This is a genomic window from Patulibacter americanus DSM 16676, assembly GCF_000420025.1.
In the GTDB taxonomy this organism is placed as follows: Bacteria; Actinomycetota; Thermoleophilia; order Solirubrobacterales; family Solirubrobacteraceae; genus Patulibacter; species Patulibacter americanus.
This window is the reverse complement of the sequence record NZ_ATUD01000008.1, coordinates 153938-173016: the sequence shown is the minus strand read 5'-3', so window position 1 is coordinate 173016 and position 19079 is coordinate 153938. Positions and strand designations below refer to the sequence as shown.

General features: G+C 75.0%; 16 protein-coding genes. 8 read left to right on the top strand and 8 right to left on the bottom strand.

The window, feature by feature from the left end; all coding sequences use genetic code 11:
• Nucleotides 1-35 precede the first annotated feature (35 nt).
• Entirely contained in the window at nt 36-1730 is a 1695-nt protein-coding gene (locus F593_RS0114425) for a S8 family serine peptidase (RefSeq protein WP_022929459.1), read from the top strand.
• A 41-nt stretch (nt 1731-1771) separates the two neighbouring features.
• On the opposite strand, the gene F593_RS0114420 is transcribed toward F593_RS0114425, so the two are convergent.
• Together F593_RS0114420 and pepT are read right to left on the bottom strand one after the other, a co-directional pair.
• Nucleotides 1772-2575, bottom strand: a complete 804-nt coding sequence (locus F593_RS0114420) for an SDR family oxidoreductase (RefSeq protein ID WP_028721694.1) — start codon at nt 2573-2575, stop codon at nt 1772-1774.
• Nucleotides 2576-2577: 2 nt separating this feature from the next.
• Nucleotides 2578-3906, bottom strand: coding sequence for a peptidase T (gene pepT, locus F593_RS0114415; RefSeq protein ID WP_022929457.1), 1329 nt, complete (start codon nt 3904-3906; stop codon nt 2578-2580).
• Nucleotides 3907-4046: 140 nt separating this feature from the next.
• Between pepT and F593_RS0114410 the strand changes: the two genes are divergently transcribed.
• The 3 genes from F593_RS0114410 (at nt 4047) to F593_RS28490 (ending at nt 7163) form a co-directional block, all read left to right on the top strand.
• Nucleotides 4047-5375: an acyl-CoA dehydrogenase family protein gene (locus F593_RS0114410; protein WP_245540809.1), complete on the top strand. Its 1329-nt coding sequence runs from the start codon at nt 4047-4049 to the stop codon at nt 5373-5375.
• A 109-nt stretch (nt 5376-5484) separates the two neighbouring features.
• Nucleotides 5485-6696 carry an acyl-CoA dehydrogenase family protein gene (locus F593_RS0114405; protein ID WP_022929455.1) on the top strand — a complete coding sequence of 404 codons (1212 nt, stop codon included), beginning with the start codon at nt 5485-5487 and terminating at the stop codon, nt 6694-6696.
• A 227-nt stretch (nt 6697-6923) separates the two neighbouring features.
• The gene (locus F593_RS28490) at nt 6924-7163 is read left to right on the top strand and encodes a hypothetical protein (protein WP_022929454.1); all 240 of its coding nucleotides are present in this window, start codon (nt 6924-6926) and stop codon (nt 7161-7163) included.
• Nucleotides 7164-7173: 10 nt separating this feature from the next.
• On the opposite strand, the gene F593_RS28485 is transcribed toward F593_RS28490, so the two are convergent.
• Entirely contained in the window at nt 7174-7467 is a 294-nt protein-coding gene (locus tag F593_RS28485) for a hypothetical protein (protein ID WP_022929453.1), read from the bottom strand.
• A gap of 112 nt (nt 7468-7579) precedes the next feature.
• On the opposite strand from F593_RS28485, the gene zigA reads away from it, so the two are divergent.
• Nucleotides 7580-8851, top strand: coding sequence for a zinc metallochaperone GTPase ZigA (gene zigA, locus F593_RS0114390; protein WP_022929452.1), 1272 nt, complete (start codon nt 7580-7582; stop codon nt 8849-8851).
• Nucleotides 8852-8974: 123 nt separating this feature from the next.
• On the opposite strand, the gene F593_RS25455 is transcribed toward zigA, so the two are convergent.
• From F593_RS25455 to F593_RS0114375, 3 genes are read right to left on the bottom strand one after another with little or no spacing between them, the layout of a single operon-like run.
• Nucleotides 8975-9853, bottom strand: coding sequence for a metal ABC transporter permease (locus F593_RS25455; RefSeq protein WP_022929451.1), 879 nt, complete (start codon nt 9851-9853; stop codon nt 8975-8977).
• The gene (locus F593_RS25450; protein WP_022929450.1) at nt 9850-10782 is read right to left on the bottom strand and encodes a metal ABC transporter ATP-binding protein; all 933 of its coding nucleotides are present in this window, start codon (nt 10780-10782) and stop codon (nt 9850-9852) included. The genes F593_RS25455 and F593_RS25450 overlap by 4 nt, the downstream gene beginning before the upstream one ends.
• 14 nt (nt 10783-10796) lie before the next feature.
• A complete protein-coding gene (locus F593_RS0114375) occupies nt 10797-11720 on the bottom strand; it encodes a metal ABC transporter permease (protein WP_022929449.1) in 924 nt (307 codons plus the stop codon).
• A 101-nt stretch (nt 11721-11821) separates the two neighbouring features.
• On the opposite strand from F593_RS0114375, the gene F593_RS0114370 reads away from it, so the two are divergent.
• Together F593_RS0114370 and F593_RS25445 are read left to right on the top strand one after the other, a co-directional pair.
• Complete coding sequence (locus tag F593_RS0114370) at nt 11822-14437, top strand: NHL repeat-containing protein (protein ID WP_022929448.1); 2616 nt, start codon at nt 11822-11824, stop codon at nt 14435-14437.
• A gap of 187 nt (nt 14438-14624) precedes the next feature.
• A complete protein-coding gene (locus F593_RS25445) occupies nt 14625-15137 on the top strand; it encodes a PaaI family thioesterase (RefSeq protein WP_022929447.1) in 513 nt (170 codons plus the stop codon).
• 149 nt (nt 15138-15286) lie between these two features.
• Here F593_RS25445 and F593_RS0114360 read toward each other — a convergent pair whose 3' ends face one another.
• Nucleotides 15287-15997: a DUF4383 domain-containing protein gene (locus tag F593_RS0114360; RefSeq protein WP_022929446.1), complete on the bottom strand. Its 711-nt coding sequence runs from the start codon at nt 15995-15997 to the stop codon at nt 15287-15289.
• Between the two features lie 378 nt (nt 15998-16375).
• On the bottom strand, nt 16376-17170 hold the full coding sequence (locus F593_RS0114355) for a DUF2382 domain-containing protein (RefSeq protein WP_022929445.1): 795 nt from the start codon (nt 17168-17170) through the stop codon (nt 16376-16378).
• A gap of 399 nt (nt 17171-17569) precedes the next feature.
• Between F593_RS0114355 and F593_RS0114350 the strand changes: the two genes are divergently transcribed.
• On the top strand, nt 17570-19009 hold the full coding sequence (locus F593_RS0114350) for a SpoIIE family protein phosphatase (protein ID WP_022929444.1): 1440 nt from the start codon (nt 17570-17572) through the stop codon (nt 19007-19009).
• The last annotated feature ends 70 nt before the right edge of the window (nt 19010-19079 follow it).

Below are 19079 nucleotides of genomic sequence, written 5' to 3'. Positions count from 1 at the left end.
TCCCCCACCGGATGTGACCACAAGGATCCCCCCTCATGAAGCTCCACCGAGCTCTCGCCCTGGGCGCGGTCGCGGCGTCGTTCGCCGTCCATTCCGCCCCAGCCTCCGCGGCCCCCTCGAGCCGCCAGTACACCGTCGTCGCCCAGGACGGGACGAGCGGCGCCGCGTTCCGGCGTGCCGTCCAGGCCGCGGGCGGCCGCGTCGTCTCCTACAACCGCGCCGTCGCCGTCGGCTCCGTCCGGGCGCCGAAGGGCTTCGCGCGGAAGGCCGCGGCGTCCCGCACGATCACCGGCGCCTCGGAGCGCCGCGTCGTCGGCAGCGTGCCGAAGGCGAAGATCCAGAAGCGCGTCCGCCGTCAGCGCGACCTCGAGCGCAGCCAGGGGCTGCGCGACCAGGGCCGCGGCAACCGGCCCCAGCCCAACCCGCCGGCGACGGGCGTCGAGCCGCTGGCCCCGCTGCAGTGGGACATGGCCGCGATCGGCGCCGGCGCCACGCAGTCCTACCGCTTCAACCAGGGCGCCGGCGTGCGCGTCGGCGTGATCGACACGGGCGTCGACGGCAACCACCCCGACATCGCCCCGAACTTCGACCGCACCCTCTCGCGCAACTTCACGGTCGACGATCCGCTCATCGACGGCCCTTGCGCCGAGGACCCGGACGGGTCCTGCACCGACCCGGCCGACGTCGACGAGGACGGCCACGGCACCCACGTCGCGGGCACGATGGCCTCGCCGATCAACGGCAAGGGCATCGCGGGCGTGGCGCCGCAGTCGTCCATCGTCAACCTCCGCGCCGGCCAGGACTCTGGCTACTTCTTCGTGCAGCCCGTCGTCGATGCCATCACGTACGCGGCGGACCACGGCGTCGACGTGGTGAACATGAGCTTCTACGTCGACCCGTGGCTCTACAACTGCCGCGCCAACCCGGCGGACTCGCCGGAGGCCCAGGCCCAGCAGCGCACGACGATCGTGGCCGTCCAGCGCGCGGTCGACTACGCCCGCCGCAAGGGCGTGCTGCCCGTCGCCGCGCTCGGCAACGAGAACACCGACATCGACAACCCGAAGACGGACGGCAGCTCGCCGGACTACCCGCCGGACGCCGCGTACGACCGCACGATCGACAACTCGTGCCTGAGCGTGCCGACGGAGACGGACGGCGTGGTCGGCGTCTCGTCCTACGGCCCGAGCGGTAAGAAGGCGTTCTACTCCAACTGGTCCTACAACGAGACGCAGGTGTCGGCGCCGGGCGGCGACACGCGGGACTTCTACGGCACCCCGCGGTACCGCTCGCCGCAGAACGGCATCCTGGCGCCGTACCCCGAGGCCGCGGGACGTGCGGCCGGAGACATCGACGCGGCCGGTGAGCCGACGACGGACTTCGTCGTGAAGGACACCTCGGGCGGCGTCACGTCGTACTACCAGTACCTCCAGGGCACGTCGATGGCCAGCCCGCACGCGGCGGGCGTGGCCGCGGTGATCGTCGGCACCGCCGGCCACCGCGACTGGCGGGCCGGTGGGCTCACCCTCGACCCGCGCCTGACGGAGCGGTTCCTGAGCCGCACGGCGACCCCGGTCGCGTGCCCGGTCGGCGGGGTCCAGACGTACCCGGACCCCGCGCTGGACCCGGCGCTCTACACCGCCACGTGCACGGGCACCCCGCAGCACAACTCGTTCTACGGCGACGGCTCCGTGAACGCGCTGCAGGCCGCCCAGCTGCGCGGCGGCCGCTGAGGACTGCGGGTGGCGCGGCCTGCGGGCCGCGCCACCCGCGCTCAACCGCCGTCGACCCGCCGCTGCAGCCGCCGCATGCCGGCCAGCCAGCGGTCACGGTCGGCCGTGCGGTGGCGCTCGAAGTCCGCCACCTCGGGGTGGGGCAGGATCAGGAACCGCTCCTCGCGGAGCGCCTGGACGACGACCTCGGCAACGGCGTCGGGGGAGAGGACGTCGCCCGCGGCCTTGACCACGGAGGAGGCGGTGGACGCGATGCCCTCCGCGTCGTCGCCGCCGTGCAGCAGCGGGGTGTCGACGCCCATGGGGCAGAGGCACGAGACGCCGATGCCGCGGTCCCCGTAGGTGACGGAGAGCCACTCCGCGAACGCCACGGCCGCGTGCTTCGACACGGCGTAGGGCGCCGAGCCGATCTGGGTCAGCAGGCCCGCGGCCGAGGCCGTGGAGAGGAACCAGCCCGAGCCGCGCTCCAGCCAGCCAGGGACGAGCAGGCGGGCCGCGATCACGTGGGAGCGGACGTTGACCGCCAGCGCGAGGTCCCAGACGTCGTCGGGGGTCTGCTCGTCCTGGCCGATGGCCACGCCGGCGTTCGCGCAGAAGACGTCGACCGGGCCGAACGCCTCCTCCGCGACGGCGATCGCGCGGGCCACGTCGTCCTCGGACGCCGCGTCGCACCACAGGCCGCGGGCGCGGTCCCCCAGCTCGCGGGCGACGCCCTCCGCGCCGACCCCGTCGAGGTCGGCGACGACGACGCCGCGCGCGCCCTCCGCCACCGCGCGGGTCGCGAGCGCCCGGCCGATCCCCGAGGCGCCGCCCGTGACGACGACGACCCGGCCTTCGAGCTCCACGATCAGGCCGCCGTCGCCGCGGCGGCCGCGGCCACGAGCTCGTCGGAGGTCCACTGCTCGGCGATCCGGACGATCGTCGCGGCCGCCGCCGACATCTCCTGCAGCGACGCCCACTCCCGCACGGAGTGGTACTCGTGGCCGCCCGTGAAGACGTTCGGCGTGGGCAGCCCCATCGCGGAGAGCTGCGAGCCGTCCGTGCCGCCGCGGATCGGGGTGCGGACGAGGGCCAGGCCCTCGGCCTTGATGGCGCGCTCCGCGGCCGTCACCACCGCGGGGAAGCGGGCGATGTGCTCGCGCATGTTCGGGTACTGCGGCGTCACCTCGACGTGGAGCTTGGCGCGCGGCTCGTCCGCCGCGACCTCCTCCACGATCGACCGCAGCAGGTCGGCGTGGCCGGCGAGCAGCTCGTCGTCGAAGTCGCGCAGGATCGCCCGGATCTCGGCGCGTGCGGCGGTGCCCGACGTCTCGTAGACGTGGATGAACCCGTCGCGGCCCGACGTCGCCTCCGGCGTGCGCTCCGGCGGCAGCGCTGCGACGATGCGGGCGCCGAGGCGGGCGGCGTTGATGAGCTTGCCCGTCGCGAAGCCCGGGTGCACGTCGTGGCCCTCGATCGTGACGATGGCCTCGGCGGCCGTGAACGTCTCGTCCTGCAGCTCGCCGGGCTCGGAGCCGTCGATCGTGTACGCGCCGACGGCCCCGAAGCCCGCGATGTCGAAGCGGTGCGCGCCGCGGCCGATCTCCTCGTCCGGCGTGAAGCACACGCGCAGGGTGGGGCGGGGGAGCTCGGGGTGCGCGGCGAGGTGCGCCAGCGCGGTCACGATCTCGGCCACGCCCGCCTTGTCGTCGGCGCCCAGCAGCGTGTCGCCGCTCGCCGTGATCACGTCGTGGCCGACCCGCGAGGCGAGCTCGGGGATGCGCTCCGGATCGAGCACCGTGCCGCCGCGGGGCAGGTGGATCACCCCTCCGTCGTAGGCCTCGTGGACCAGCGGCTCGACGCCCTCGCCGGGCGCGTCCGGGCTCGTGTCGACGTGGGCGATGAGGCCGACGACCGGCCACGGCGTGCCGTCCGGGGCCGCCGGCGTGGGGGCGGGGAGCGTGGCGTAGACGTAGCCGTCGCCGTCGAGCTCGACGTCCTGCAGGCCGATGGCACGGAGCTCGTCGACGAGGATGCGCGAGAGGTCGAGCTGGCGGGCCGTGCTGGGGCTCGTCGTCGCGTCGCGGTCGGACTGCGTCGACACCCGGACGTAGCGCTGGAACCGGTCGAGCAGCCCGGGAGCGAGCTCCTGGGCCAGGGACGAGGTGAACGGGGCGCGCGTGGGGGACTGGGCCATGCGCCCACCGTACCGCCGCCACCGGGCCGCGCCGGGCTGACGAAGAAATCAGAACGGTCGTGCACCGGACTGCTACCCTGGGTAGGAATGCGGGCGCGCCGTCACGCGCGCCCTCGTCCCGCCCCCGACCGGACCGCACGATGAACCTGACCGACAGAGGCATGGCCCTCGGCCTGCGCGCCCTCAACCGCTTCGCCGGGCTGGAGGTGATCGACCGCATCGGCGCCCGCGGGCCCAGCGAGCGCGTCGTCCGCGTCGCCGCCCAGCGCGGGTTCCAGGCCGCCAGCACCATCGGCCGCACCTTCCAGCCGCGCAGCGGCGGCGGACAGGCCGCCCGCCTGCAGCCCGACCGCCGCGCGGCCGGCCAGTTCGACCTGACACCCACGGACGAGCAGGAGATGATCCGCGACGCCGCCCGGGACTTCGGGGCGACGGAGCTGCGGCCGGCAGCGCTGCAGGCCGACACCGACGGCCGCACGCCCGACGGCCTGCTGGCCCGCTCGACCGAGATCGGCACGACGATGCTCGGCGTGCCCGAGGCGCACGGCGGCGCGGTCGAGGAGCGCTCCGCCGTGACCTCGGTGCTGCTCGCCGAGGCGCTCGCCCACGGCGACCTCGGCCTGGCCTTCGCCGTCCTGGCGCCCGCCGCCGTCTCGACCGCCGTCGGCCTGTGGGGCGACGCGGACCAGCAGGCCACCTACCTGCCGGCGTTCGTCGGCGAGGACGTCCCCGCCGCGGCACTCGCCGTGCAGGAGCCGCGTCCGCTGTTCGACCCCTTCGCGCTCGAGACGACCGCGACCCGCGACGGCGAGGACTGGGTCCTCACCGGGCTCAAGTCGCTCGTGCCGCACGCGACGGCGGCCGAGCTGTTCGTGATCGCCGCGCGGATCGAGGGCGACGGCGACCCGCGCCCCGGCCTGTTCCTCGTCGAGGCCACCGCCGCCGGCCTGCTGGCCGCGCCCGAGCCCGCGATGGGCCTGCGCGCCGCCGCGACCGGCTCGCTGCTGCTGCAGGACGTCCGGCTCCCCGCCGGCGCGCTGTTGGGCGGCGGCGACCCGGCCGTGTACGCCGAGGCGATCCGGTTGGGTCGCGTCGCCTGGGCCGCGCTGGCCACGGGGACCGCCCAGGCGGCCCTCGACTACGTCATCCCGTACGTGAACGAGCGCCACGCGTTCGGCGAGCCGGTCTCGCACCGCCAGGGCGTCGCGTTCTCCGTGTCGAACATGGCGATCGACCTCGAGAGCCTGCGGCTCACCACCCTGCGTGCGGCGAGCCGCGCGGACCAGGGCCTGAGCTTCGCCCGCGAGTCCGCGCTCGCCCGCCGGCTCACGGCGGACAAGGGCAACGACATCGGCTCCCAGGCGGTGCAGATGCTCGGTGGCCACGGCTACGTCAAGGACCACCCCGTGGAGCGCTGGTACCGCGACCTGCGCTCGGCCGGCGTCATGGAAGGAGCTCTGCTCGTATGAGAACGATCGGGCCCCGTCCCGTGCGTCTCGGGCCGTGCCGCGCAGGACGCCGGCACGGCACGGTCCACCCGCACCTCGTCCAGCCGCCGACCGTTTCGGAGCGTCTCCGGTGATCAACCTCGAGTCCCCCAAGAAGTTCGCCCCGCTGATCGGGCAGGCCCGCCAGGTCGCCCGCGAGGTGCTGCGACCGAACTCCCGCAAGTACGACCTCGCGGAGCACGAGTATCCGAAGGAGCTCGACATGCTCGCCGCGGTCATCGACGGGCTCAACGACTCCGGGTCCGGCGGCGCCGGTGCCGCCGGAGTGCGCGCGTCGAGCGACAAGAGCGCGGGCAACCGCAACGGCACCAACCTCTCCACGGCCCTCTCGATCATCGAGACGTGCTGGGGCGACGTCGGCCTGACGCTCACGATGCCCCGCCAGGGCCTCGGCAACTCCGCCATCGCCTCCGTCGCCGACGACGAGCAGCACCGCCGCTTCGACGGCAAGTGGGCCGCGATGGCGATCACCGAGCCCGACGTCGGGTCGGACTCCGCCGCGATCAAGACGACCGCGCGCTACGACGCCGAGACGGACGAGTACGTCCTGAACGGCACGAAGATCTACGTCACGGCAGGCGAGCGCGCCGACCTCGTCGTGGTGTGGGCGACCCTCGACCGCAGCCAGGGCCGCGCGGCGATCAAGTCGTTCGTGGTGCCGCGCGACAACCCCGGCATGACGCTCGTCCGGCTGGAGCACAAGCTCGGCATCCGGGCCTCGGACACCGCGCAGTTCGCCATCGAGGACTGCCGGATCCCCGCGGCCAACCTGCTGGGCACGCCGGAGATCGACGCGAAGAAGTCGTTCGCCGGCGCGATGCAGACGTTCGACAACACCCGGCCGCTCGTCGCCGCGATGGCCGTGGGCGTCGGGCAGGCCGCGCTCGACTTCACCCGCGAGAAGCTCGCCGAGGCCGGGATCGAGATCGACTACGACCGCCCCGCCCCGCTGCAGACCGGCGCGGCGCAGACGTTCCTCGAGCTCGAGTCCGACCTCGAGGCCGCGCGCCTGCTGACGATGCGCGCGGCGTGGATGGCCGACAACCGCCAGCCCAACTCGCTGCACGCCTCCTACGCGAAGGCCAAGGCCGGGCGCACCGGGACCGACGTGGCGCTGCGCTGCATCGAGCTGTGCGGCTCCGTCGGGCTCAGCGAGGCGGACCTGCTCGAGAAGTGGGCGCGCGACGCGAAGATCCTCGACATCTTCGAGGGCACCCAGCAGATCCAGCTCCTGATCATCGCCCGCCAGCTGCTCGGCAAGAGCTCGGCGGAATTGAAGTAGGGGGCCGGGGCCGGCAGGGGGTCTTGGCGGGCCCCCCGCCGCGGTTCGCCGGGACAGCTCCCGATACCGGCCGCCGACCGCGACCGCCGGCCCCGGCCCGGGCGCCCCTCGGGCTCGGGCGCCCTCGGGCTGGGGCGCCCCTCGGGCTGGGGTCCCGCCGGGGCGCGGGCGCCCCTCGGGGCCGGGCCGCCGTGCCGTCTTCAGGTTCGCGTGCTTGGATGGGGCGCATGTGCATGCAGTGCGCCGCGGGCGCGATGACGGCGGTGGGGGCCGCGAGCGGGTCGCGGATGTACCTCGAGTCGCGGTTCCCCGTCTTCGCGCGCCCCCGGGTCCGCAAGGTCGCGCGGCGCACGATCATGGTCGTCGGCGTGCTGGCGGCCGGCGTGCTGGGCCCCTCGGCGCACGCGCCGGGCACGTCCGCGGGGCAGGCGGCGGCGCCCGCCGCGGCCGTCGCCAGCGCGCGCTGAGTCGTCCCGCTCAGCGCAGGGCGTGCGCCCGCGCCCGGTGGATCGAGGGCGCCGTGCCGGCGCTCGGGATCGAGACCGCGGTGACCGTCCCGGCGCGGACCCGCAACGGCTGCGTCTCGTACATCGGCCACGAGGGATCCACCCCGTCCTCGTCCTCGGGGTCCTGCCACATGACCCGCTCGAGCGCCACGAACGCGTCGGGATCGGCGTTCGTGATCGCGGCGAAGACGTCGTCGAACGCCCCGGCGACGGTGAACGCCCCGGTGCCGTCGGTGGTCCAGATCGAGGTGTAGGCGTCGGCCATGGCACCGCCAGCGTGACACGCGGGAGCGACGGCGTGCCGGGAGGGCGGGGGACCGCGGGCATCGAGCCCGGTCGAAAGTAATAATAAGACTCAGTCCCGTATAGTGGGCGGCGTGTCCGACCCCCTCAGCGACGACCGGCGCCTCCCGGTCACCGTCCTCTCCGGCTTCCTCGGCGCCGGCAAGACGACCCTCCTCAACCAGCTCCTCCACAACCGCGAGGGCCGGCGGGTGGCGGTGATCGTCAACGACATGAGCGAGGTGAACATCGACGCCGCGCTCGTGCAGCAGGGCGGCGCGCAGCTCGACCGGGTGGAGGAGCGGCTCGTCGAGATGAGCAACGGCTGCATCTGCTGCACGCTGCGCGAGGACCTGCTCGTCGAGGTCTCGCGGCTGGCGGCCGAGGGGCGGTTCGACGCCCTCGTCATCGAGTCCACCGGCATCAGCGAGCCACTGCCGGTGGCCGAGACGTTCACGTTCGAGGACGAGGACGGCGTGGGGCTCGGGGACGTCGCGCGGCTCGACACGATGGTGACCGTCGTCGACGCGGCGCGGTTCGTCGACGACCTCGGCTCGGTCGACGACCTCGCCGCCCGCGGCGAGACGCTGGGCGCGGACGACCTGCGGACGGTCGCGGACCTGCTCGTGGACCAGGTGGAGTTCGCCGACCTGATCGTGCTGTCGAAGTGCGATCTGGTCGACGAGGCGCGGCTGCAGCGCACGGAGCACGCGGTGCGGCAGCTCAACCGCGGCGCCCGGATCCTGCGGGCCGAGCACGGGCGGGTGCCGATCGGCGAGCTGCTGGGCACCGGCCGGTTCGACTTCGACGCGGCGGCCGAGCACCCCGGGTGGCTGCGGGTCCTGCGCGGTGACGAGGAGCCGGAGACGGAGGAGTACGGGATCGGCTCGTTCGTCTACCGCGCCCGCCGGCCGTTCCACCCCGAGCGGCTCTGGGCCGCCGTCCACGAGCCGTGGGAGGGCGTGCTGCGCTCGAAGGGGTTCTTCTGGCTCGCCAGCCGACCCGCGATCGTCGGGGAGTGGTCGACCGCCGGGCCGATCCTCAACCTCGGCGCCGTCGGCACGTGGTGGGCCACGCAGCCGCAGGACGCGTGGCCGGACGAGGTGCGGGAGCGGATCGTCGCGGATTGGGACCCGGAGTTCGGGGACCGGCGGCAGGAGCTCGTGTTCATCGGCCAGGGGCTGGACCGCGACGCGTTCGTGGCCCGCCTGGACGCCGCGCTGCTGACGGACGCGGAGCTCCTCGGTGGGCGCGACGCCGCGCTGGGGCTGCCGGACCCGTGGCCGCGCTGGGGGACGGACGCCATGCACCGCGACGGGTACGCGGCCGAGGACGAGGCGGGAGCCGCGCGGGCCGAAGCGGCCTGAAGGACGCAGCGGGGCCCCGGTCAGACCCCGGCCCCCCCCCGCCGAGGGGGCCGAGGTCCGCCGGCGCCCGGCGTACCGGGGCCCGCGGCGGTCCTGCGCGCCGGGCCCGGCCGAGGGGTTCCCCTAGCGCGCGGCCGACGCCCGGGCCCGCAGGCCCAGGCCGTGCCGCGTCAAGGTGGCGACGGCCGCCAGCACGAGGTACACGAGCACGGTGACGCCGGCGATCGAGGCGCCCGCTGCGATGCCCGCGTGGTACGAGAGCAGCAACCCGCCGATCCCCGAGGCGATCGCGACGCCGGCGGCGAGGAACATCGTCGGCACGACGCGCCGGCCCAAGAGCCGTGCGGTGGCCGCGGGGGCGACGAGGGTGGCGGCGACGAAGAGGTTGCCCAGGGCGGACACGCAGATCAGCGTGGCGACAGCGATGAGGACGACGAGCGCGACGTCGACGACGCCGGGGACGACGCCGAACGCCCGGGCGCCCTCGCGGTCGAAGGTCGTGGCGACCAGGCGCGGGTGCAGGACTCGAAGGGCGATCAGCACCGCGACGGTCAGGCCGCCCGCGACCAGCAGATCCCCCGTGGTCACGCCGAGCACGTCGCCGAAGAGCAGCTCGGACACGCCCGGCGGCGTCTCGGGCGCCAGCGCCATGAGCGTGCCGAGGCCGAACATCGAGGTGAAGACGACGGAGATCGACGTGTCCCGGTCGAGGGTCGGCACGCGCGCCACCGCCGCGATCAGCAGGCCGGCGACGAGCAGCCCCGCCGTGCCGCCGACGACCAGCGGGACCCCGAGCAGCGCCGCGCCGACGAGGCCGGGGAACATCGCGTGGGGGAGCGCCTCGGCGCTGTAGCTCAGGCTGCCCCACACGATCCAGCAGCCCAGGAGGCCGCCGGCGACGCCGAGCAGGACGACCTCGATCAGCGCGCGCTGCATGATGCCGCTGCGCCACGGATCGACCAGGCCGTCCAGGACGGCCGCGACGAGCACGGGGTCGCTCATCCGCAGTGGTGCTCGGCGACGACCGCGAGCTCGCCGTCGGGGCCGACGCGCAGGAGCTCGCCGCCGTACGTGGCCGCGAGGACCTGCGGCGTCAGCGTCGTCGCGGGCGGTCCGAACGCGACCTGGCCGCCGTTGAGACAGAGGACCTGGTCCCAGGCGCGCGCCTGGCTCACGTCGTGCGTGGCGATGAGGAGGGCGTGGCCGCGGCCGGCGAGCTCGACGATGAGCTCGTCCAGGCGGGCCGCGCTGCGGGTGTCGAGGCCACGGTAGGGCTCGTCGAGCAGCAGCACGCGGGCCCGGCGCACCAGGGCGCGCGCGACCATCACGCGCTGCCGCTGGCCGCCCGAGAGCGCGCCGAACGTCGTGCTGGCGCGGTCCTCGAGTCCGACGGCGGCGAGCGCCTCGCGGCCGGCCTCGCGGTCGGCCCGCCGGGGGCCGCGCCACCACGCGCGGCCCGCGATCGTCCCCATGAGCACGACGTCGAGCGCGGAGACGGGGAAGTCCAGCCGCGAGCGCTCCGTCTGCGGGACGACGGCCACGTCGCCGGAGCGGTCGACGCGGCCGGTGCGGGCCGACAGCTCGCCGAGGATCACGCGGAAGAGCGTCGTCTTGCCGCCGCCGTTGGGGCCCAGGACTGCGATCCGGTCACCCGGGCGCGCCGCGAACGACACGCCGTGCAGGGCCAGGCGCTCGTCGTACCCCGCGCCGACGGCCTCGAGCGACAGCACCGCCTCGCCGCGGGCCGCGGCCCCGGGGGCGTCGGCGTCGGGATCCGGGGCGCTCACCCGGGCGGACGCCGAGGCGGCGACCTCGGCGGACTCCGGCGCCGGTGCCGCCGAGGCGCCGGCCTGGCCGGCGACCTTCGACGGGTCGGGGGTGGGGTCGTGCGGGGCGATGACCCCATGATCGCTGACGGCGCGCGGCGGCATGCTTGGACTCCCGTTCAGCCGCGCGCGACGGCGCCGGCGGGGGACTGGGACAGATCGAGGGACGCGCCGCGGCTCGTGCGGTCGCGGCGGCGGTGGGCGACGGCGCGGGCCAGGACGCTGAGGGCGAAGGCGGCGCCGGCGAGGACGGCGAGGGTGGCGCCCGGGGGCGCGTTCGTGCGGGCGGAGAGCCACAGGGCCGCGACGCCCTCGAGCGCGGTGAGCAGCACGGTCGCCACCTGCCAGCGGCCCATGCGCTGCACCCACGGGCGGGTCGTCGCGGCCGGGATGACCATGATCGCGGCCGCGAGCAGCGACCCGACCGCGGTGAGCGTGGAGACCGCGACGAGCGCGACGAGCACGAGCAGCACGGCGTCGGGCACGCCGGCGCCGACGCCGAGCGCCCGGGAACCCTCGCGGTCGAAGCCGACGGCGAGCCAGCGCGTGCCGAGGGCGAGCGACGCGCCGAGCACGACGACGCTCGTGACGGCAGCGATCACGAGGTCGCGGTCGGCGATCACGAGCAGGCTGCCGAACAGGAGGGAGTTGACCGTCGTCGCCAGCGGGAAGACGTCGCTGGCCAGGACGACGCCGAGCGCGAGGGCCCCGACGAGCACCATGGCGGTGAGCGTGCTGTGGTCGCCGCGCTCGCCCCGCGCCGCGAGGCGACCGACGGCCGCGGCGAAGAGCAGCGCGACGCCGAGCGCGCCGAGCGGGCCGGCGAAGCCGAGGCCCGCCGCGAGGACGAGGCCCGGGAACGTCGCGGCGGCGACTCCGTGGGCGTAGAAGGCGAGTCCGCGCAGCACGATCCACGTGCCCAGCACGCCGGCGCCGACGGAGAGCAGCAGGATCTCGCGGAGACCCTGCTGCACGAAGGGGAGGGTGAAGGGCTCGAGCATCGTGCGGCGCCGCGGGCGCAGGGGTCCGCGGCGACCAGCCATCTTACATGAGAACCATTCCCATGAAGGGCGCGGCGGCTGGGCGGACGCACGGTTCGTCCCACCGGCGCGGCGGGCCGACCGAGCCGCCACCATGTTCCGCGATGCACGTCCCGAGGTTCCGCCGTCCCCAGGCCCTTCGATCACGCGTCGCCCTCGCCGTCCTCCCGCTGCTCGCGCTGTCCGCGCCGGCCGTGGGGACGTCGACCGCGCACGCCGCCGGGCCACCCCTCACGCCGTCGGCGATCGGGGAGGATCCCGCGACCCCCGGGGTGTTCCGCTTCCCGCAGGGCGTCGGGATCGACCAGCGCAACGGCAACGTCTTCGTCGCCGACCAGTACAGCGGGGTCGTCCAGGCCTTCGGGTCCAACGGTGAGCGGCGGTTCTCGTTCGGCGGCCGCGCCGAGCGGGGCGAGGCCGGGCGGCTGGGCGTCGTCGGCGGCGTCGCGCTCGACCGCAGCGGCCACGTCTTCGTGCTCGACTCGGAGAACAACCGGATCCAGGTGTTCTCGGCCGACGACGGCCGCTACCTCTCGACCTTCGCCCAGGACGCCGGGCTGGCGCTGTCCAACACGAGCTCACGGCCCGACGGCGGGATCTCGGCGGGCGGCATCGCGGTGAGCCAGCGCCGGCCGGGCGACCAGGTCGTCGTGTTCGTGGCGGACGCCGGCAACGATCGCGTCCTGCGCTACGGCCTCGAGCCGAACTCGCTGCGCCCGTACGGTCCCCCGCGGTCGACGGCCGACGCGGGTATCAACCTCAAGCGCCCGCAGGGCGTGAGCGTCGACGGCGCCGGCACGCGGCTCTTCATCCCCGACAACCAGAACCACCGCGTGCTCGTGGTGCACGCGTCGACCTTCAAGACGATCGGCGAGGCCGGCTCGTTCGGCAAGGGCCTGGGCCAGTTCCAGTTCCCCTACGACACGGCGCTCGACGCACGCAACCAGCTCTACGTCGGCGACAACATCAACGGGCGCGTCAACGTCTACGACGGGGCCAGCCTCGACCTGCTGGGCACCTTCGGCGGCACGGGGTACCGCGTCGGCCGCTTCTCGATCGTGCGGGCCGTGGCGACGAACCACTCCGACCCGGCCGGCGGCGTCTGGGTCGCCGACACCGCGAACAACCGCATCCAGCGCATGTCGGCCGAGGGCCGGGTGACGAGCGCCTGGGGCGTGGCGGGCCGCAGCGCGGGCTTCTACAGCCGCCCGCGGGGCGTGGCGTTCCGGCCCGACGGCGGCATCGAGGTGGCCGATACGTTCGCCCACCGGGTGAGCGTCACCGACCCCGACGGCACGGTGGCCGGCGTGTTCGGGCGGATCTCGAAGCTCAACAACTTCGCGGCCCCGGGCTCCGACACCTCCAACCAGCTGCTGGTGCCGAGCGGCGTCGCGTACGACACCCAGGGCGGCAGCTGGGTCGCGGACACCTTCAACAACCGCCTCGTGCGGTTCGACAACGCCGGCAACGTGGCGGCGGCCACCGCCGACGGTGCCCTCTCGCGGCCCCGCGGCGTGGCGGCGGCGCCCGACGGCACCGTCTTCGCCACGGACTCCGGCGGTCGCCTCGTCCGGGTGTCGCCCGACGGGGCCATGGCCACGGTGCGCACGGGCCTGAACCGCCCCGCCGCCGTCGCCGTCACGCCGCAGGGGACGGCCATCGTCGCCTCGGCCCGCATCGTGCTCGACGACGCCACGGGCAAGCGCATCTCCCCGCCGGACGCCCAGTACTGGGACGCCCCGCAGGGCCTCGCGGTCGCCCCCGACGGCACGCTCTACGTCGCTGAGGCGCGGCCCAAGACGCCGGGTGGCGCGCGCATCGTGCGCGGCACGCCGCAGGCCGAGGGCGGCTACGCGTGGGAGACGATCGCCGGGGAGGGCACCGGGCTCGGCCAGGTCATCGACCCGGCGAACCTCGCGCTCAGCCCGGACGGCACCACGTTGCTGGTCGCCGACGCGGGAAACAACCGGGTGCAGCGGTTCGACGCCCCCGGGGTCGGCCCGGCGCCGCGCCACCGCCTCACGGTCGCCCTCGGCGGCGGACCGACCCTCGGCACGGTGTCGAGCGCCCCGGGCGGCATCGACTGCGGCACGGACTGCACCCAGCTGCTCGGCGTGGGCCGGGCGGTCACGCTGACGGCCAAGCCCCACCCCGACGCGCAGTTCACCGGCTGGGGCGGCGACTGCGCCCCCGCGGGCGCGAACCCGACCTGCCAGATCGCGGCCTCCCGCGACCTGAACGTGTCGGCGACCTTCGCGCCCGTGCCGCCGCCGCCGGTCAAGCTCTCGAGCCTGACGCTGTCGACGACCCGGTGGCACCTGCCGCGCAAGGCGGTCCGCAAGGCGAAGGGCCGTAAGGCCCGCAAGGCGCAGCCGTCGACGACGGCGGAGATGGTCGTCCGGCTGACGCAGGACGCCCGCGTGCGGCTGTACGTCGAGGAGTCCCGCGTCGGCAAGACCGTCGGCAAGGGCGCCACGAAGCGCTGCGCCCGCGTCGCGCGTCCGGCGCGCCTGAAGAAGAAGCAGCGCTGCTCGCGGTGGGCGCTCCTGCCCACGCGCCGCAACCTGCGGCTGGTCGCGGGCACGACGACGGTCGACGTGAAGCCGCGGTTCCCGGGCCGGACGCTCAAGCCGGGCCTCTACCGCCTGCGCGCGACGGCGACGGACCCGCAGGGCAACGTCTCGACGCGCACGAGCCGTCGGATCCGCATCACCCGCTGACCCGGCGGGGTCGGCCGCCAGGGCGAGTGATCCGCAGCACCTGCTGATCCGGCGGGATCGGCCGCCCGGGTGAGGAGCGGGTGCCGCCGGACCGGTGAGGTCGCCGGTCCGGCGGGTGGCCGCCGCCGCGCGGGCGTCGACGGCGTCCTCCCGCCCTTCGCCGCCCCGGTCTGGTTGGGTTGGGCGGATGGCGACCGCTCCCGAGCTCCCACCCGCCGCGCCCCTGCCCGTTCAGGGCGTTCCGGGCGACGGGCCGCTGCGCCCGCACCAGCCCAACTGCTTCGGCTGCGGGCCGGAGAACGCCTCCGGCCTGGGCATCCGCTACGCCCGCGAGGGCGACGTCGTCCGCGCGACGCTCACGCTGGACGAGCGCCATGAGGGCGCCCGCGGCCTGGCGCACGGCGGCATCGTCGCGGCGATCCTGGACGACATCCAGGGCGGGGTGCTCGTGGCCATGCACCAGCGCGCCGTGACGGCGAAGCTCGACGTGGACTACGTCGCCCCGGTCGTCCTGGGTCACGAGCTGGTCGCCGAGGCGTGGCTCGAGAGCCACGAGGGCCGCAAGATCCGCCTGGTGGGGCGCGTGCTCGACGACGGGCGCACCGTCGCCTCGTGCCGCTCCCTCTTCATCACGGTGGAGAAGGCGCACTTCCTGCGGTACCACGGCACGCCGGGCGAGGAGCCGCAGGTCGGCACCTGACCCGGCGCGCCGTTCGCTGTCGCGCGCCGTTCGCCGACGCGCGCCGTTGGCTGACGCGCGCGGCGAGCCCGTGCGCGCGGTGCGCCGGTGGACCGGCGCGCGGACGGGCGCCGCGTCGTCGGGCGCGACGGGCCCGTCCGGTCCGGCGTTCAGCGGTCGACGCGGGTGGCGCCGTCCTTCGTGCCGGCGGCGTCGCCGCCGGCCGTGCGCGGGGTGCCGGCCGTGCCGGCGTCGTGGCCGGGGGTCCGGTCGCCGGTCGGGCCATGGTCGCCCGACCGGTCGTGGTCGCCCGTGCGGTCGTGGTCACCGCGCGGGTCGTGCGCGAGGCCCGACGCGCGGCCGTCGCGGTCGCGGTCGTGATCGCTGCTCGTGCGCGGGTGGTCGCCGTGGTCGCGACGGCGGGCCAGGGCGCGCTCGCGGTCGAGCGGCTCCTCCTTCTTGATGCGCGGGGCGAAGAGGTTGAGCAGCAGCAGGACGGCGGCGATGCCCCAGCCCAGCTCCGTGGCCCAGTTCGCGGCGGCGAGGCCGAGCACGCCCGGACCGTTGACGAGCGCGAGCACGGCGCAGGCGGCCAGGACGACGCCGACGATGAGGCTCATCGTCTTGGCGAGCAGGTGCTGCGCGGCGCCGAAGAGCAGCGCCACGCCGGCGGCGGTCGTGATGAACGCGGTCCAGCCGTTGGCCTCGAAGCCGAGGAACGTGCGGCCGTTCACGTCGGCGTCGGGGAACCCGCCCGTGGCGGTGGCGCCGTCGTGGAGGAACAGGATCAGGCCGAAGACGGCCAGGATGGTGCCGATGATGAGCGCGGGTCCGCGGGCGAGGCCGGGTCCCTTGACGGTGTGGGTATCGCGATCGGGCATGGTGGGCTCCGTGGGGGGATGGGTGGGGTTGCCCCGGGACCGGGGCGGGCGGGCCGACCACCGAGGACGGCCCGTGAAGGTGGGTTGGGCGGAACGACGGCCGCCGGCATGGTCGGCCGGCCCGCGCGGTGGTGCGCGACAGCCGGACGGCGGGCCGACGAAGCGGACGGCGCCCGATACCTGGACGGTGTTCGTTACCCGGACGGCGCCCGACACAGACGCCGCCCGAGACAGACGTCGCCCAATCCGGACGCCGTTCAACCCGGACGCCGCCCGGGTCGGAGCCGGCGGTCGCGGTCGGCGGTCGGGAGCGGGAGCTGCCCCGGCGAACCGCAGCGAGCGGCCCGCCGGAGCGCCCTGCCGGCCCCGACCCCCGACTCACTCGGTGTCGATGCGCTCCTTGCGGACCTCTTCCGTGACGGTGCGCTCGTCCTGGACGACGTCCTTGTCCAGGCGGACGCGTTCCTTGGGGACGGCGGTCTTCTCGACGACGGGCTCCTCGGCGTGGAGCGTGACCTCGTGCTCCTCCTCGGAGATCGCCGGGCCGTCGGTGGCGGCGTCGCGGTTCTGGTCCGTGATGGGCTCGCGCTCGATGCGGACCTCCTCGCGGGTGACCGGCACGGTCTTCGTCACTTCCTCCGTGACGACGTACTTGCGCAGACGGGCCTTCCCGGTCTCGCGCTCGCGGGTGCCGACGCGCAGCTCCTCCTCGGAGCGCGTCATCGCGTCGTCCGTGGTGGGCCCGGAGGTGTCGCGGCCGACGGTGCCGTGCTCGTCGCCGCGGTCCGAGACGCGGTCCCGGTCGGTCGTGCGGTCGCGGTCGGTCGTGTCGCCGCCGGCGCTGCCCGCGCTGCGGTCGTAGTCCTCGCGGCCGTAGTAACGGTAGAGTTCGGCCTCCTCCTGCGGGGAGAGATGGCCATCCTCGTCGACGTTCGGGGCGCCCTTGACCTTGTCCTTGTCGAACGGCACGCTCACGCCGTCGCCGGAGGCCGAGGCGCCCGAGATGGGGACGAAGGAGGAGCGGGTGCCGAAGAGGCCGGTGTTGACCAGCGCCCACTCGGGCTCGCCGCTGTGGTCGTCGAGGTAGATCGCGTCGATCTTGCCGATCTTGGAGCCGTCGGAACCGACGAGGTTGCGGCCGTTCCAGTCCTGCACGTCGTGGGTGGTGGGCATGGTGGTGCTCCTTCGGTGGGGGTGGTCCCGAGGGCACGACGACGTGAGCGGTGAGACCGCCGTCGTCGTACGGATCGGGGGTGGTGCGCGGTATCGCGACCACCCGAGGAGCCGGTCTCGGGGGCGACCGGCGTGCTCGTGTGGTCCGGGCGGCGCGTCTTCCGTGCCGCCCGTCACTGGTCTACCCGATTCCGCGACTTTAAACGCGACATCGCAGAAGTTTGTTCCCGATCGCGAGCGGTTCCGCGACGTTCGGCCCATTTCTACCGGTGGTCCGGCGCGAAGTGCGACATCGTGTCCTGGGATGGCGGGGCCGTCGGGTGTTCCACAACAGCGCGTTCCGGATGCGCGGTGTGCTGTAGTGCGACACCCGTGGGACGCGACTGAGACAGGACCGCCATGACCGAGCCCGACACCTCCGTCCCCGCCGCGCGCCGCCGCCGGCAGCGCAGCGACGCCGCGCTCAACCGCGCGCGCATCGTCGAGGCCGCGGGGGAGGCGCTGATCGCCGACCCCGACTGCGGCATGACGACGATCGCCGAGGCCGCGGGGGTCAGCCGGGGCACGATCTACCGGCACTTCCCCTCGCGGGACGAGCTGATCGAGGCGGTCCGCCGCCAGGCGCGCGACGACGCCGAGCTCAACGAGGACGACGCGCTGCGCCCCGCCGGCGAGCTGGCGAACACCGCCGCGACGCCGCTCTCTGTCACGGAGGTGCTCAACCGGGTGCCGCCGTTCCAGCTCGGCGAGCAGATCATCGCCGAGGCCCAGCGCATCGACGGGGTCGCGTCGGCCGCGGTCTACCTCGTGGATCTCGACGGGACGAGCATGCAGCGGCTCGCGGGCGCCGCGACGTTCCCGGAGACGTTCGCCGTGCCGCTGGCCGTCGGGCCCGAGATCCCGCGCGAGGGCATCGAGCCGCTCCGCGAGCGGATCGAGGAGGCGCTTCCCGGCACGGCCGTCGCGCCGCTCCTGCTGCGCGGCCGGGCGATCGGGATCCTGCTCGCCGTCGGCCCCGCGGACGACGCGATCCGCGACCTGGCGCGCGAGGCTGCGGTGGCCGTCTCGCACGCTGCGGACTACACCGACGCGATCGAGACGACGCAGCGCGTGCAGCACATCTCCGCCGCGGCGGAGACGCAGCAGATCCTCCTGCCCCCGCGGATCGTGCGGATCACGGGCGGGACCCTCGCGGGCAACGTGCTGCCGGGCTACGAGATCGGCGGCGACTGGTTCGACTACGCCGAGAACGCGGACTGCACGTGGGTCGGCGTGGCCGACGTCGACGGCACGGGCAGCTACGCGTCCGGCGTCGCGGCCGCGGTGCTCGGGGCGTTCCGCTCCTCCCGCCACCGCAACTCCGACCCGGCGAAGGCCGTGGCCGTCATGCACGAGGTGCTGGCGGGGATTCCGGGCGGCGCGCTGACCGCGACCGCGACCGTGGGCACGTGGAACGCCCCCGCCTCGCTGTTTCGCTGGGTGACCTGCGGCGAGGTCGCGCCGATGCTGATCGGCGAGGACGACGAGATGGAGCTCCTCGAGACGGGGCTGCCGCGACTCGGCGACCCGGCGATGCCCGACGCGATCGCCGTCCACCAGCGGCGGCTGCGCTCCGGGGAGCGACTCCTGCTGCTCTCGGACGGGCTGATCGGGCGCCGCACCCGCGACGGCGGGCGCCTGGGCGTCGAGGGCGTGCACGCGGCGGCGATCAAGGCCTCGCGGACGTCGGCGGCCGGCACGATCCGTGCCGTCGAGGACGCGGTGCGCGAGAACGTCGTCGACCCGCTCGACGACGACGCGACCCTCGTCGTGCTCGTGCCGAACCCCCGGGACGCCTGAGGCCCGCCCGGTCGGCCCGCCCTCCTCGGAACGGCCCGGCGTTCCGGCCGGCCCGGACCGGCCGGCCCGG